Annotated in this window: 15 protein-coding genes; 5 read left to right on the top strand and 10 right to left on the bottom strand. The window is 57.1% G+C overall.

The window, feature by feature from the left end; all coding sequences use genetic code 11:
* Positions 1–17: 17 nt before the first annotated feature.
* The 3 genes from BLQ98_RS03110 to rpsD form a co-directional block, all read right to left on the bottom strand.
* Entirely contained in the window at positions 18–938 is a 921-nt protein-coding gene (locus tag BLQ98_RS03110) for a prephenate/arogenate dehydrogenase family protein (RefSeq protein WP_093731881.1), read from the bottom strand.
* A 1-nt stretch (position 939) separates the two neighbouring features.
* Entirely contained in the window at positions 940–2,022 is a 1,083-nt protein-coding gene (gene hisC, locus BLQ98_RS03105; protein ID WP_093731880.1) for a histidinol-phosphate transaminase, read from the bottom strand.
* Between the two features lie 167 nt (positions 2,023–2,189).
* A complete protein-coding gene (rpsD, locus tag BLQ98_RS03100) occupies positions 2,190–2,810 on the bottom strand; it encodes a 30S ribosomal protein S4 (protein ID WP_093731879.1) in 621 nt (206 codons plus the stop codon).
* A gap of 478 nt (positions 2,811–3,288) precedes the next feature.
* Here rpsD and BLQ98_RS03095 point away from each other — a divergent pair, with 478 nt between their 5' ends.
* Positions 3,289–4,212, top strand: a complete 924-nt coding sequence (locus BLQ98_RS03095) for a response regulator (RefSeq protein WP_093731878.1) — start codon at positions 3,289–3,291, stop codon at positions 4,210–4,212.
* A 30-nt stretch (positions 4,213–4,242) separates the two neighbouring features.
* On the opposite strand, the gene BLQ98_RS03090 is transcribed toward BLQ98_RS03095, so the two are convergent.
* Positions 4,243–4,830, bottom strand: coding sequence for a DNA-3-methyladenine glycosylase I (locus BLQ98_RS03090; protein ID WP_093731877.1), 588 nt, complete (start codon positions 4,828–4,830; stop codon positions 4,243–4,245).
* A 133-nt stretch (positions 4,831–4,963) separates the two neighbouring features.
* Between BLQ98_RS03090 and BLQ98_RS03085 the strand changes: the two genes are divergently transcribed.
* The 3 genes from BLQ98_RS03085 to phbB all read left to right on the top strand — a co-directional run bounded on the left by BLQ98_RS03085 (position 4,964) and on the right by phbB (position 7,998).
* A complete protein-coding gene (locus BLQ98_RS03085) occupies positions 4,964–5,797 on the top strand; it encodes an EAL domain-containing protein (protein ID WP_425263959.1) in 834 nt (277 codons plus the stop codon).
* Between the two features lie 120 nt (positions 5,798–5,917).
* Positions 5,918–7,093 carry an acetyl-CoA C-acetyltransferase gene (locus BLQ98_RS03080; protein WP_093731875.1) on the top strand — a complete coding sequence of 392 codons (1,176 nt, stop codon included), beginning with the start codon at positions 5,918–5,920 and terminating at the stop codon, positions 7,091–7,093.
* Positions 7,094–7,275: 182 nt separating this feature from the next.
* On the top strand, positions 7,276–7,998 hold the full coding sequence (gene phbB, locus BLQ98_RS03075; RefSeq protein ID WP_093731874.1) for an acetoacetyl-CoA reductase: 723 nt from the start codon (positions 7,276–7,278) through the stop codon (positions 7,996–7,998).
* Positions 7,999–8,091: 93 nt separating this feature from the next.
* On the opposite strand, the gene BLQ98_RS03070 is transcribed toward phbB, so the two are convergent.
* From BLQ98_RS03070 to BLQ98_RS03060, 3 genes are all read right to left on the bottom strand, one after another.
* Entirely contained in the window at positions 8,092–8,256 is a 165-nt protein-coding gene (locus tag BLQ98_RS03070; RefSeq protein ID WP_093731873.1) for a YdcH family protein, read from the bottom strand.
* 112 nt (positions 8,257–8,368) lie between these two features.
* The gene (locus BLQ98_RS03065) at positions 8,369–9,118 is read right to left on the bottom strand and encodes a tRNA1(Val) (adenine(37)-N6)-methyltransferase (protein ID WP_093731872.1); all 750 of its coding nucleotides are present in this window, start codon (positions 9,116–9,118) and stop codon (positions 8,369–8,371) included.
* Positions 9,119–9,123: 5 nt separating this feature from the next.
* Positions 9,124–9,345 (bottom strand): putative signal transducing protein, encoded by a 222-nt coding sequence (locus BLQ98_RS03060; protein WP_093731946.1) that lies wholly within the window; start codon positions 9,343–9,345, stop codon positions 9,124–9,126.
* 59 nt (positions 9,346–9,404) lie between these two features.
* On the opposite strand from BLQ98_RS03060, the gene BLQ98_RS03055 reads away from it, so the two are divergent.
* Entirely contained in the window at positions 9,405–10,403 is a 999-nt protein-coding gene (locus BLQ98_RS03055; RefSeq protein ID WP_093731871.1) for a polyprenyl synthetase family protein, read from the top strand.
* Here the strand turns inward: BLQ98_RS03055 and BLQ98_RS03050 are convergent.
* From BLQ98_RS03050 to BLQ98_RS03040, 3 genes are all read right to left on the bottom strand, one after another.
* Complete coding sequence (locus tag BLQ98_RS03050; RefSeq protein WP_093731870.1) at positions 10,400–11,257, bottom strand: 4-(cytidine 5'-diphospho)-2-C-methyl-D-erythritol kinase; 858 nt, start codon at positions 11,255–11,257, stop codon at positions 10,400–10,402. The genes BLQ98_RS03055 and BLQ98_RS03050 overlap by 4 nt on opposite strands.
* Positions 11,254–12,972, bottom strand: coding sequence for a tetratricopeptide repeat protein (locus tag BLQ98_RS03045; protein WP_093731869.1), 1,719 nt, complete (start codon positions 12,970–12,972; stop codon positions 11,254–11,256). Before BLQ98_RS03045 ends, BLQ98_RS03050 begins: the two co-directional genes overlap by 4 nt.
* A gap of 166 nt (positions 12,973–13,138) precedes the next feature.
* Entirely contained in the window at positions 13,139–14,788 is a 1,650-nt protein-coding gene (locus tag BLQ98_RS03040; protein WP_093731868.1) for an electron transfer flavoprotein-ubiquinone oxidoreductase, read from the bottom strand.
* Positions 14,789–15,049: the final 261 nt, after the last annotated feature.

The following is a 15,049-nucleotide window of genomic DNA, read 5'->3' as shown; positions in this document are numbered from 1 at the left end:
AAACCCCGCCGCCTGGATTATTTGTTGCCCGGTTGGCGCCCAAAGTTCGGCGCATCCGTGTCCTGACCCGCCTCGATAATTCCACGGCGGATGGCACGGGTGCGGGTAAAATAATCATGAAGATGATCACCGTCACCCATGCGGATCGCCCGCTGCAACGCAAAAAGTTCTTCGGTGAAGCGACCCAGTATCTCGAGTGTGGCGTCCTTGTTGGTCAGGAAAACATCCCGCCACATGGTCGGATCGCTGGCAGCGATACGGGTGAAGTCACGAAAGCCGGCGGCCGAGTATTTGATGACTTCGCTGTCGGTCACGCGGCGCAGATCATCTGCCACCCCGACCATCGTATAGGCGATCAGGTGCGGGGCATGGCTGGTCACCGCAAGCACCAGATCGTGATGCTCCGCGTCCATTTCCTCGACGTTGGCCCCCATGCCGTCCCATAGGTTTCGCAACCGTGAAATCGCATTGGCGTTGGTGTCGGGCACGGGCACCAGCAGGCACCAGCGGTTGTCGAACAGTTCTGCGAAACCGCTGCGTGGACCGGAATGTTCGGTCCCCGCCAACGGATGCGCTGGAATAAAATGGACGCCCTCGGGCAGGAGCGGGCCAACCTGTGCGATCACATCCGCCTTGACCGATCCCACATCCGTGACCGTGCAGCCCGGCTTCAGATATCCGGCCATTTCCGCAGCAACCGAGCCCATGACGCCCACGGGCACACAAAGAACCACCAGATCCGCATCTTTCACGGTTTTCGCAATGGAATCGCAGACCTCGTCGCACAGGCCAATTTCGCGTGCGGTGTCGCGGGTGTCCGCACTGCGCGCAAAGCCCGACACATGGCCCGCAAGCCCGCCGCGTTTCATCGCCCAGAACATCGAAGAGGCGATCAAGCCCAACCCGATTAACGCTACTTTTTCATAAATTACGGGCATATTAGTCGCCTTTAAACTGTCGGATCGCATGAACCACGCGGCGGCATGCGCTTTCATCGCCCACGGTAATGCGCAGGCAATTGGGCAGCTGGTATCCGGCAACGCGCCGCACGATCAAGCCTTGGGTCTTGAGGTGTTCATCACAAGCCTCGGCCTCGGCCTGCGACTTGAACCGCGCGAGAATAAAATTCGCGCAGGACACATCCGATGGAACGCCAATTTCGGCTAAGGCATCAGCCATCCAGGTGCGCCATTTCGCATTTTCGCTGCGGCAATGAGCAGCATACCCTGTGTCCTTGATCGCCGCCGTCGCCGCGTTCAACGCGGCTTGCGACAGGTTAAACGGCCCCCGCACCCGGTTCAGTACGTCGATGACATGGGCCGGCGCATAGCCCCAGCCGATGCGCAAGCCACCCAAGCCATACAGCTTTGAGAAGGTTCGCGTCATCACAATATTATCGTGGCTGTCGACCAAAGCAGCCCCGCCGTCATATCCTTCGACATATTCAGCATAGGCCCCGTCCAGAACCAGAATGGCTTTTTCGGGGATACCCGCGGCCAGCCGTTCAATTTCACTTAGCCCGATCATTGTGCCTGTGGGGTTATTCGGGTTCGCGATAAACACCAACCGTGTCTTGTCGGTGCAGCCCGCGAGCAATGCGTCCACATCCGTCACCCGTTCATTTTCGGGCACCTCGACCGGGGTCGCCCCATTGGCCAGCGCGGAAATCCGGTACATGCCAAAGCCGTGCACCGTGTGCAGCACCTCGGTGCCCTCGCCCGAAAACGCTTGGCACAGAAATGCAATAATCTCGTCCGAACCGGCCCCACAAATGATGCGATCGGCGTCGAGCCCGTGCACCTGCGCAATGGCTTGACGCAGTGCTGCGTGATCGGATGACGGGTACCGATGCAGGTCATATGACGCATCCCGGAACGCTTTGATGGCGACGTCGGACGGGCCAAGCGGGTTCTCGTTCGAGCTCAGCTTGATCACATTTTCAAGCCCTGCCACATGAGACGCCCCGCCTTGATACAGCGCGATGTCCATAATGCCGGGTTGCGGGCGAATAGCGGTTGTCATGTGTCATATCTCCTGTCCGGCGGACCATAAACACGCACCGGGACCAACGCCACTACGATCTTGTCTCGGCGTCACTTTGCCCAACGCTAAAGTCGCAGCACCAAACGCAAAAAGGGCCACGCCGGTCTTTCCAGCGGGGCCCCTTCGGCATTGATATGCGAGGAACCTTAGTTCTTCGCGTAGAATTCGACCACGAGGTTCGGTTCCATCATGACAGGGTATGGCACGTCGCCCAAAGCGGGGGTGCGCACGAAAGTCGCTGTCATCTTGGAGTGATCTGCTTCGATGTAGTCAGGCACGTCACGCTCTGCCAGCTGAGTGGCTTCGAGCAGCGCAACCATCTGCTTGGAACGATCACGCACTTCGATCACGTCGCCTTCTTTGACGCGGTAGGAAGGAATGTTAACCTTCTTGCCATTCACTTTGACGTGGCCGTGGTTTACGAACTGGCGCGCAGCAAAAACGGTCGCTACGAACTTCGCACGGTAGACAACGGCGTCCAGGCGACGTTCCAGCAGACCGATCAAATTTTCACCTGTGTCGCCTTTTACACGCTCAGCTTCACCATAGATGCGGCGGAATTGCTTCTCGGTCAGATCGCCGTAGTAGCCTTTCAGCTTCTGCTTTGCGCGCAGCTGAATACCAAAGTCGGACAGTTTGCCCTTGCGGCGCTGACCATGCTGGCCGGGGCCGTATTCACGACGGTTCACTGGGGACTTTGGGCGGCCCCAGATGTTTTCGCCCATACGGCGGTCAATTTTGTGCTTGGCAGCTGTACGCTTAGTCACGGCTGTTCTCCTTTTTGAGGCCCTGCAGAATTGCGGCGGGCGGTAAAGGGCGTTGTCCTTTGGCCGAAGCCTGACAGGGTTCCCCTTGCGGGGTCCACCAACACCAATCAAGCGGCGCTTATACGGCGCTGCGGCGCGGAGTCAATGATGGAACTCGGGTCAATTTGCTACAAATCAAGACGCATACTTCCGCAGCCCCCCATTGCGGTGCAAATGGCCCGCTGATCAAATCCATTCACCCGCTTGGCATCCGCACTTTTGAGCCCCGCGGTGCCTCAAAATCTCTTAATTCATTAACAAATGGTTAACGCGGCTAATTTTAAGTTGAAATCAGCAAAATTGTCGCTCACCATCAGTATGTTGATGAGTAAACAAGGGGGGCTAGTGTGATGGAAAACCTGCACGATCGCCGCAAGAACAATCTGCATTTGGTCCGCATGACCCCGAAAACGGTGTCCAAAACTGCCGAGTATCTGGTATGAGGATACTTGCCGTTGAGGACAATCAAGATCTGCGTAATTTGTTGGAAGAATATCTTCGGACGCAGGATCACGAGTATGTCCGGACGGCCGCCTCCGGTAAAGAAGCCCTTGAAGTCATTCATGGTGCACCGGTTATATTCGACTGCTTGCTACTGGACATCCAGATGCCTGAAATGACTGGCATCGAGCTAATCTCTCATATCCGCAAAATTGAAGGCTACGAATTTGTACCGATCATTATGCTCACCGGCGTTAAGAACAATGAAAGCATAGCGAAAGCTTTTGTCGCTGGCGCGTGGGACTATATTGTCAAACCGTTCGAGTTTTTCGATCTCGAAGCCCGCATTCACGGTGCAGAACTGCGCAATGCAGAATATGTGCGTCACCTCCGACGCCCCCATGAATCCCCGAACCAAGAAAATTTCGACATTTTGAAAGAACTCGCGCTTGATCGAGCATTGGTGCCATCCGAGCTTTCGGAAAGCGGGCTTGTGCCCCAGGATGCGTTCGAAAATTGCATTATGCGGATGCAGTCCGAATTTGGCGGCGGCATGCAGATTGCCGTTATCGTGCTGCAGGATTTTGCGAAGGTCCTGTCCAGCATACCCGAGGGCCAGCGTGTCAATTTCTCTGTCAGCCTCGCCCGCAAGCTTACTGATGCGCTCAGTAGCCTTAACCTGATCGTGACCTATCGGTCCAACGGGGCATTTGCCGCGCTGTCTCCCGCGCTCAAGACCCAATCAAACTTGAACATCGTGGACGTAGCCACAGCTGCGATTCAATCGGCCACCGAGGACTTTTCGGCAAGCGGCATCACGGTCAAGATTGACTATTGCCGCACCAAAGCGTTTTCGACCAGCAGCGACACAATCGTGGTGTTGGACCAGCTGGCAAGCTCCCTTGGCGCTATCCCCGCGTAAGGCGACCCAGGTCAACTAGACACCGACCGGTTATCGCAGCGCCCAATCGTGCTTGGGCATCTGTGCTACGATGGTATGGCGGTGGCAGCAGGTTAAATGGTCATTCACCATCCCGACCGCCTCCATAAACGCATACACTATTGTTGGACCGCAGAACTTAAACCCCTGTTTTTTCAAATCGATCGATATTTGTTTCGAAAGCGGCGTCCAGGCCGGAACCTCCGCCTGACTCTCAAACCGGTTTTGCAGCGGTTCAAAATCCACATACTTCCATAGATATCTGTCAAATCCCTCCTTCTGCTCAATCTGCTGCCACACGCGGGCATTGGTGATCGCCGCCGCGATCTTTCCGCGGTGACGGATGATACCGGGGTTCGCCAGCAACCGTTCAACGTCTGGCTCACCCCATGTAGCGATGACGTTAGGGTCAAAACCGGCAAATGCCTCGCGAAAATTCTCTCGCTTTTTAAGTATCGTGATCCAGCTGAGCCCAGCCTGAAAGCCATCAAGGATAAGCTTTTCCCAAAGAGCACGGCTGTCATACTCGGGCACACCCCAGTCAGTGTCATGATAATCCAGATAAATCTGCTCTGGCCCCGCCCAGTCACATCGCTGCATCGGCTCCCCTTCTTCACGCTAAATGGCGGTATATTTAAAATTGGTGCTGCATTGTCGCGTTAACCCCGCGTTATGAGTTTCGGGGCCAAGGTGGCACAAGAAACGCGATAGATGGAAGCACCCCTTGGAAGAAATGTCGCAACACCCGCTCGCTGATTTGCCCGAAGGCACACGAAATCCACTGGATTATGCCGTCAACCAACGCGACAGCAGCACAATCTCGATGGTCAAAGACGCAATCGCGCACAATCAAACCTTGATGGCCTACCAGCCCGTCATGCGCGATGAAGAAGATCCGAAAGTTGCCTTTTACGAGGGCTTTATCCGGATTTTGGACCCAACGGGGCGGGTCCTCCCTGCTCGTGAATTTATGCATCTCATCGAAAAGACGCAGCTTGGCCGCGAGATAGACGTGCTGTCGCTTCAGGCGGGGCTAACGGCGCTGAGCGATAACAAAAACTTGCGGCTATCTATCAACATGTCAGCCCGCTCTATCGGCTATGCGGGATGGACGAACTTGCTGAATCGTTGGCTCGCGCGCGACGGCACCATAGGCGAACGACTGATTCTGGAAATTAGCGAAAAATCCGCGATGCAAATGCCAGAGCTTGTCGCCAGCTTTATGGACCAAGTGCAGACACGGGGCGTCTGCTTTGCCCTAGACAACTTCGGGGCCGATTACATTGCAATCCGCTATCTGAAAGATATGTTTTTTGATATTTTGAAAATTGACGGGCAATTTACGAGTGGCATCACCACCAACCCTGATAACCGTGCAATTGTATCGATCATGGTCTCAATCGCGCGTAACTTTGACATGGTATGCGTTGCCGAACAGGTCGAAAATCAGGAGGATTCATCGCTTTTGCACTCTCTTGGCGTCGACTGCCAACAGGGGTTCTTATACGGCGCACCAACCACCCAACCTTTCTGGCATAAGTCGACCGAATTGCGTAAAAATGCGTAGGCCCGCAGGGCGTGATTGCCGCATCTGTAGCGATAGGATATGTCCCAAAGCATAGAAGACTGGGGAGCGGGCAACCACCGCGTCAATACCCTACGTCAGCAGTTCAGGGGAAGAACACATATGACCAACGTCGTCATCGCATCCGCAGCCCGCACGGCCGTAGGCAGTTTCAGCGGATCTTTTGCAAACACGCCTGCACATGATCTAGGTGCCGCAGTTCTGAAAGAGATTGTCACACGCGCGGGTATTGACCCTTCCGAGGTGAACGAAACTATTTTGGGCCAAGTTCTGACCGCGGCCCAGGGACAAAACCCTGCACGCCAAGCACATATCAACGCGGGCCTACCCATCGAAAGCGCGGCATGGTCGATTAACCAAGTGTGCGGATCGGGCTTGCGTGCCGTGGCGCTGGCGGCCCAGCATATTCAACTGGGCGATGCTGATATCGTGGCCGCAGGCGGACAAGAAAACATGTCGATGAGCCCCCACGCGCAGAACCTGCGTCCGGGTCAAAAGATGGGCGACATGCAGCTGATTGATACGATGATCCGCGATGGTCTGTGGGATGCGTTCCATGGTTACCATATGGGGCAAACCGCTGAAAACGTTGCGGCAAAATGGGAAATCAGTCGCGACGCTCAAGACGAATTTGCGGTCGCCTCGCAAAACAAGGCCGAGGCCGCGCAAAAAGCCGGTAAGTTCCAAGACGAGATCGTGCCTTTCACCGTCAAAACCCGTAAAGGCGAGATTATCGTCGATCAAGACGAATACATCCGCCATGGTGCCACAATGGAGGCCATGCAAAAGCTGCGCCCCGCTTTCGCCAAAGACGGCTCTGTCACAGCGGCCAACGCGTCGGGTCTAAACGATGGGGCGGCAGGCGCATTGCTGATGTCGGCAGATAACGCTGAAAAACGGGGTATCACCCCGTTGGCGCGCATCGCATCCTATGCCACCGTCGGCCTTGACCCAACGATCATGGGGGCCGGTCCGATTTACGCGTCGCGCAAAGCATTGGAAAAAGCCGGCTGGAAGGCCGAAGATCTGGACCTTGTCGAAGCAAACGAAGCTTTTGCCGCCCAGGCCTGTGCCGTTAACAAAGACATGGGCTGGGATCCTTCGATCGTAAACGTTAACGGCGGCGCAATTGCGATCGGTCACCCGATCGGTGCATCCGGCGCGCGCATTCTCAATACGCTATTGTTTGAAATGCAGCGTCGCGGTGCTAAAAAAGGGCTCGCAACTTTGTGCATTGGTGGCGGCATGGGCGTCGCGATGTGCTTAGAGCGCCCGTAACGCCACATAACCAAGCTCTCGTGGCGTGCTCTCGACGATTTCGCGCGCCACGAGAAAAACAAATGCTCTTTCCTTGCGTAAACTGTTGCAAAGGAATTAAAGCGTGACTACAAATTCTTCACGTAATTTAATTACGAAATTACTACGGCAAACGAAACAACATTGCCACTAGGGAGAGTTTTATGTCACGTGTTGCACTTGTAACCGGAGGGAGCCGCGGGATCGGGGCGGCTATTTCCACAGCATTGAAAGACGCCGGATATACTGTCGCGGCGACTTATGCCGGCAACGACGATGCTGCCGCGCAATTCACAGAATCAACTGGGATCAAAACCTATAAGTGGAACGTTGCAGACTACGAGGATTCCAAAGCCGGAATCGCCAAAGTCGAAGAAGAACTAGGCCCTGTTGAGGTGGTTGTTGCGAACGCGGGCATCACACGCGACGCGCCTTTCCACAAAATGACACCCGACCAATGGAATGAAGTCGTTGGCACGAATTTGACCGGCGTTTTCAATACCATTCACCCCGTTTGGCCTGGTATGCGCGACCGGAAGTTCGGTCGGATTGTGGTCATTAGTTCGATCAACGGGCAAAAAGGCCAATTCGCACAGGTAAACTACGCGGCGACCAAGGCGGGTGACCTCGGGATTGTAAAATCCTTGGCTCAGGAAGGTGCGCGCGCCAACATCACTGCGAACGCAATCTGCCCCGGCTATATTGCAACAGATATGGTGATGGCTGTGCCGGAAAAAGTGCGCGATTCCATTGTGGCGCAAATTCCGACAGGCCGTTTGGGCGAGCCGGAGGAGATCGCACGCGCGGTTGTATTCCTAGTCAGCGATGACGCGGGTTTTATCAACGGGTCGACGATCACCGCGAATGGAGCCCAGCATCTGGTCTAGGCATCTGTCGTAGAACTGCGAAAGGCCAGTGCATTCCGCACTGGCCTTTCTGCCGTCGGCACATTGGGCACGCCGGTCAAACATATAATGATATCAGGTGGAAAGCCGGGTAATTTCCTCTTTCAAACGCAGCTTCTCTTTTTTCATATTCGCAACTTTCAGCCCGTCGATACTCGGTGATCGTTGAGCCTGTTCTACAGCGTCACTCATGGCCAAATGCTTGCGTTTCAGAGCATCCAGATGTGCGTCAAAAGACATGTAACTCTCCTTAGGTTATGTTGCGTAGGAGGAGTGAAGCACGAAATATTTCACCTGTCACGCGGCACCGCAGCAAAACTATCGACAAGTTGAGATATCGGCGAGAGGTTGCTTAGAATGGCAACGCCGCGCCCTCGCGCAGGGCCGCCCGGATTTGCGGCACATAGCTGTCGCCATCTACCATATGTCGTGGCCCTTCGTGCATCACGAGCGGCGCGTTCAGCCGAAATGCCCCCCGCCCGCTTTTACGAGCCCGCAGGATCACCAGCTCGGCCAGCCGACCGATGCGCGGCGCGATTGGCAGCACTTCGATACTGCCCATATCATGAGGCAGCGCGCGGATAAGATCGGGCAGCCGTTCGGCGCGATGGATGAAATGTGCCTGCCCCTTGGGGGCCAGTCGTTTGGCCGCAACCTTGACCCATGTTTCCAGCGGTGTCGCCTCGCCCAATGCCGTCTCGCGTCCTGAGTTCGTTGCAGCAATAGAGGCATGACGGTCGAAATACGGCGGGTTGGCAAGCACATGGTCAAATTGTCGCTGCCGCAGCGCCAAGGGCATGGCGTCGATGTCGGCTTCGACCACTTCGAATGTCGGATCGTTCAGCCTTGCGAGCGCGGCATAGGCAGGCTGGATCTCGACTCCTGTTAGCTGCAACCCCGATACACGCGCGCCCAAACAAAGCGACGCAGCCCCTACCCCGCACCCAAGCTCCAGCACGCGCTGGCCTGCCCGCGCAGGGATGGTTGCAGCCAATAAAACAGGGTCCACACCCGCGCGATAGCCTTTGCGTGGCTGCCACAAGTGCAGCTTCCCGCCAAGGAAAGCATCCTGCGTCAGCGTGTCTGGGCCGAAGCTGTCCATCGTCGTTAGTCGGGCAGTCCGGTGGGGATGTCATTGTCGCGCAGCACCCGTGTCGCGGCACCGTGATCATCGTCATGCACCATCAAACGACGGGGGAAAATACCGATCCCGCCCTCAAGCACGCTCATGTTTACGTCGAGCGGAAAGCAGTCTATATCCTCGCCCTGAAGAAGGGCGCTGGCAAAGGCGATTATTGTCGGATCGGTTGTGCGTAAAAGTTCCTTCATAACAGAGATGTAAGGGCAATCGACATTGATTGTCGAGCCTTCCAATTAGGGTCGTGTAGATGACGAGCGAAAACACCCAGAAACCGCATGATCAGATGGCGGCCTATCTGAGCGCAGATATGACTGCCGTGAATGACCTGATCCGCGACCGCATGGCGTCTGAACATGCGCCGCGCATCCCGGAGGTCACCGCCCACCTGGTCGAAGCGGGCGGCAAACGGTTGCGCCCGATGCTTACCCTCGCGGCGGCGCGTCTGTGTGGCTATGACGGCCCTTACCATGTGCATCTGGCAGCCACGGTAGAGTTTATTCACACGGCGACGTTGCTGCACGATGACGTGGTCGATGAAAGCGCGCAGCGGCGCGGACGACCGACTGCGAACCTGCTTTGGGATAACAAATCTTCGGTGCTGGTGGGCGACTACCTGTTTGCACGCAGTTTCCAGCTGATGACCGAAACCGACAATATGCGCGTGCTGGCGATCCTTTCGAACGCCTCTGCCACGATTGCCGAAGGCGAAGTGCTGCAACTGACGGCGGCGCAGAATTTGGCGACGGACGAAGGTATCTACCTGCAGGTCGTGCGTGGAAAAACCGCGGCGCTGTTCTCGGCGGCGACGCAGGTGGGCGGGGTCATCGCCTCAGCCCCCGACGCGCAGGTCCAAGCGCTGTTCAATTACGGTGACGCCTTGGGCATCGCGTTCCAGATTGTCGACGATTTGCTGGATTACCAAGGCGATCCGAGTGCGACCGGCAAAAACATCGGTGACGATTTCCGCGAGCGCAAGTTGACCCTGCCGGTGATCAAAGCGATTGCTAAAAGTGATGCCGAAGAACGCGCCTTCTGGGCCCGCACCATCGAAAAGGGGCGGCAGGAGGAAGGCGATCTGGACCACGCCCTGTCGCTGCTGCACAAACATGGCACGCTGGACGAGACTAAGGCAGAGGCGCTGGCGTGGGCGGAGAAAGCCAAAACCGCGCTCGACACCCTGCCCGATCACGACCTGACCCGGATGCTGCGCGATATGGCCGATTACGTCGTGGCGCGGATCAACTAGCCAAGCACCGGCGCGGCGACCACCCACCAACCGGGGTGCTTGTCCGCGACACGGGCAGCGGCGCGTTGTGCAAACGCTTGGGTCTCGTACAGGCCGAAGCAGGTGGCACCGGATCCCGACATACGGGCTAGCAATGCATCCTGAAGGCTTTGTAGACAGGTCGCCACCTCTGGCACCACTTGAACAGCTGGAGCCTCGAGGTCATTGCGCTGCGTCGCCAGCCATGCGGCGAATGCGGTGGCGCTGGTAAACTCGGGCAGCTCTTTCGGCATGGGTGCATTGGCGCGGGCTTCCAGTCGCGAAAATACTTCGGGTGTGGCGGCAGATTTATTCGGGTTGATCAACACCAGCCAACAGGGCGGCAACTTGGGCGCGGGCGTCAGTACCTCGCCGATCCCCTGCATTCGCTGGGGTATGTCAGACAGGCAGACCGGCACATCCGCCCCAAGCCGGGCGATGTCATCGGGTACGGGCAGGCCCCAGTGGGCCGATAGCAAATGGAGCGTTGCGGCGGCGTCTGCTGATCCACCGCCGATCCCTGCCGCAGCAGGCAGATTTTTCGTCAGGTGCAGCCGCGCCCCTCTTCCAGCGCCAGCGTCGAGCAGGCGCGCAGCACGCACAACGAGGTTGCGGTCATCATTGGGGGCAGCCGAACCATATGGGCCGTCGATGAACAGCTCAAGCTGGTCAGACGGCGTTACCGCGATCTGATCACCGACGCCGGCCCGTACCACAAGGCTGTCGAGCAAGTGATACCCGTCGCTGCGCTGCCCTGTGACGTGTAGCGTTAGGTTCACCTTGGCCCAAGCGCTCCGGTTGCTGGCAACCCCGAGGGATGCGGCCTTGGCGGTCATTTTTCAGCGGAGGCTTTGCTCAGCGGTTCGGCCCCTTCTTCGGCCAATACCGCATCTAGTCCGACCTCGAGCTTGCGCCGCATGCGTTTCGGGTCTGCCTCGCTGTCCTGATCTTCAGGGTCGACGAAAGACAGGGCGCGACGCCATTGGAATTCGGCCTCGCGCTGGCGACCCACGGACCAATAGACATCACCCAAGTGGTCGTTCAGTACGGGGTCCACCGCAACGAGCTCTACCGCGCGTTCCATCTGGTCTACGGCCTCTTCGTAGCGGCCCAGCCGGTAAAGCACCCAACCAAGAGAATCGACGATATACCCGGAGTCCGGGCTGGCTGCGACCGCGCGCTCAATCATATTCAGCGCCTCGTCCAGATTGCGACCTTGTTCGACCAACGAATACCCTAGGTAGTTCAGTACTTGCGGTTGGTCGGGATTGATCTCGAGCGCGGTGCGGAAATCGCGTTCGGATGCTTCGCCGTTGCCCAAGCGTTCTTCGGCAATGCCACGTGCATAATACAATACCCAGCGTTGCGGGTTGCTGTCAGGTGTCAGTTCAATCGCCTTGTCGTAGGATTTTATCGCGGCCTTGAAATCGTCCTGTGCCCGCAGCGCATCGCCCAAAGCGGAATGGACCGACGGGAGCGTCCCATGGCTACGCGTCAGCTGTTGCAGCACTTCGATCGCTTGTTCAGGCTTGTTAGACCGTCGCAATGCCGCAGCACGTCCCAGTTCAGCCGCATGGTAAGCGGGGTTGTCGGCAGGCACGTCTTGCAGTTCCTGAATTGCCAGCTCGTACTGGCCGATGTTTTCCAGCAGGTCCGCCGTCAGCAACAGATCGTCGATGTGATCGGGGCGCAGGTAGCGCGCGATGCGCGAATACAGCAGCACATAATAGTCACCGGCGCTTTCGTTGCGCAGCACAGCCGCGAAGGTAAAGAACACTTCGGCGATACCCGCCTTGGCATCAGGGATTTGGGTAAAGGCGACCTGCCCGTCCCCTTGCAAGGCCGCGACCAGATCATCTAGTTCAGGGTCACTGTTGGCACCAAAACTGTCGGTTAGCAGCGCGAGCGCTTGTTCGTTCCGCCCCAACTGGCCCAAAATTTCGACCCGCGCGATCACCCCGCGTCGAGTTTGCCCGGCGGACCCCGACTGGTTCGCGGCAAAGATCGCCTCCGCCCCCTCGTAATCGCCGACAGACGCCAACGCCAAAGCCTTGTGATACATCACAAACCCCTGCATCCCAGCTTCTGTGCTCAGGGCGTCGAACTGGGCAAGGGCGGCAGTCATATCGCCGGCGCCTACTTGCGCCCAAGCTTTGACCAGCCCGTCGACCCAGGGGCCAATCCCACCCTCGTCCGCTGACTGCGCGATCAGGCCGGCATAGTCTTCTTCTTGTGCCATGCCTGCGGTGGTTACCAGATAGGCAATTTGCCCAGGCTGATCCGACGCTGCCATGACCCGCGCCAACGGCAAGGCGCGTTCGATATTTCCGAGCGACAAAAGCGCCAGCACCGTACTTTCAAGGAATTCAGGGTTCTTGGGATCAAGCGCCAACGCCTCGCCATAGTATTTGGCGGATTCCGCAAAATCGCTACGGACCGCAGCATGTCTCCCCGCGAGATAGGCACCGGCAGCCGATTGCGCCTGTGCGGGCATCGAAACAGCACCGGTCAGCGCCAAAACGCTAGCGGTCAACAATAGGTTACGGATCATACTGGCACGCCTCATTTATATTTAGGCGCAAGGCTAACAGGTTCGCGTCCAAGCGCAATGCCGCCTATCCAAAGGAGCATACCGCTTACCCTCTATCGGCGGAACCTCGCATGAAAAAAGGCGCGCCGAAGCACGCCTTTGATCGAATTCGTCCCGTAAGCGACGCTTACATGTTGGGGTAGTTCGGGCCATCCCCACCCTGCGGCGTGGTCCAGACGATATTCTGTGTCGGGTCCTTGATGTCGCAGGTTTTGCAATGCACGCAATTCTGGAAGTTGATGACAAAGCGCGGGTCCTTGCCGTCTTCCTCGACGAATTCATACACCCCCGCTGGGCAATACCGCGCCGAGGGGCCGGCGTATTCTGGCAGGTTGATGTTCACCGGCACCGATGGGTCCTTGAGCGTCAAATGCGCAGGCTGGTTTTCATCGTGGTTGGTGAACGAGAACGCCACGTTGGTCAGACGGTCAAAGCTAAGCTTGCCATCGGGCTTGGGGTAATCGATCTTTTTGTGCTTGGCGGCCTTTTCGGTCGCCTCGGCATCAGATTTCCCATGCCCAAGCGTCCCTAGCAGCGAGAAGCCGAAGGTATTGGTCCACATGTCGAACCCACCCACGGCGAGCGACGTCATGAGGCCGTATTTGCTCCACAATGGTTTGACGTTACGGACCTTTTTCAGGTCTTGGCCGATCTCACCGTTGCGTACGTCGTCCTCGTAGGCGGTCAGCTCGTCGCCTGCGCGGCCTGCTTGAATCGCTTCATAGGCGCGTTCGGCAGCGGCTTTGCCCGACAGCATCGCATTGTGGTTGCCCTTGATGCGCGGCACGTTGACCATGCCAACCGAGCAGCCCAGCAGTGCTACACCCGGTGCAACCATCTTGGGCATGGACTGATAGCCGCCCTCGGTGATCGCACGCGCGCCATAAGCGATACGTTTGCCGCCTTTCAGCAGCTCGGCTACCATGGGGTGATGCTTGAACCGCTGAAATTCCATGTAAGGGAAGACATGCGGGTTCTTATAGCCAAGGTGAACAACGAAACCGACATACACCTGATTGTTTTCGATGTGATAGATGAACGACCCGCCGCCCGCGTTCTTGCCCAAAGGCCAGCCCATCGTGTGCGTAACGGTGCCCTCTTTGTGCTTGGCGGGGTCGATCTCCCAGATTTCTTTCATGCCAAGGCCGTATTTTTGCGGCTCTTTTCCGGCATCCAGATCGTATTTCGCGATCACCTGTTTCGACAGGCTCCCGCGGACGCCTTCGGAGAGGAACACATACTTGCCGTGCAGCTCCATACCGGGTTCATAGCCATCGCCCTTGGTGCCGTCGGGGCTGATGCCGAACTCACCGGCCACGACGCCTTTGATCTCGCCGTTGTCACCATACACCAGTTCAGAGCACGCCATCCCGGGGAAGATCTCTACGCCCAAGGCTTCAGCTTGCTCGGCCATCCAACGACATACGTTACCCATGGAAACGATGTAGTTGCCGTGGTTCTGCATCAGCGGCGGCATGGGGAAGTTCGGCACGCGGATCTTGCCCGCCTCGCCCAGCATATAAAAGTTGTCTTCTTCGACCTTGGTTTTGATCGGCGCGCCTTTTTCTTTCCAGTCGGGCATCAAGGCGTCCAGACCAATCGGGTCCAGAACCGCGCCGGACAGAATATGCGCACCCACTTCGGAGCCTTTTTCCAGCACGACCACATTGCAGTCGGCGTCCAGTTGTTTCAGACGGATCGCGGCGGAAAGCCCGGCAGGGCCCGCACCGACGATAACGACGTCATATTCCATTGCTTCGCGTTCAACTTCGGCCATTTGGGGCTCCTCTTCGGGCAGAAAACGGTTTGGATTTCGCTAAACCAGCACAGTAGGTATTGCAATCGCAACACAGCGTAAATTAGCGCACCCACGACAGTTTGCATCATATATATTGCAGGTGCAGCAATATTGTTTCGCCACGTAAAATAGCGCGTCCCCGCGGCTTGCCAATATGGACGTGCGGATTGTCGCGCTCTGGCAGACACCCCCTTGCATTCGCACGGCAGTTTGGGTCAGGTAAGGATCAATTCAAATCGG

The sequence above is a fragment of the Sulfitobacter litoralis genome, assembly GCF_900103185.1.
GTDB classification, from domain to species: domain Bacteria; phylum Pseudomonadota; class Alphaproteobacteria; order Rhodobacterales; family Rhodobacteraceae; genus Sulfitobacter; species Sulfitobacter litoralis.
The sequence above is the reverse complement of the archived record's forward strand: the minus strand, read 5'-3'. Positions and strand labels throughout refer to the sequence as shown.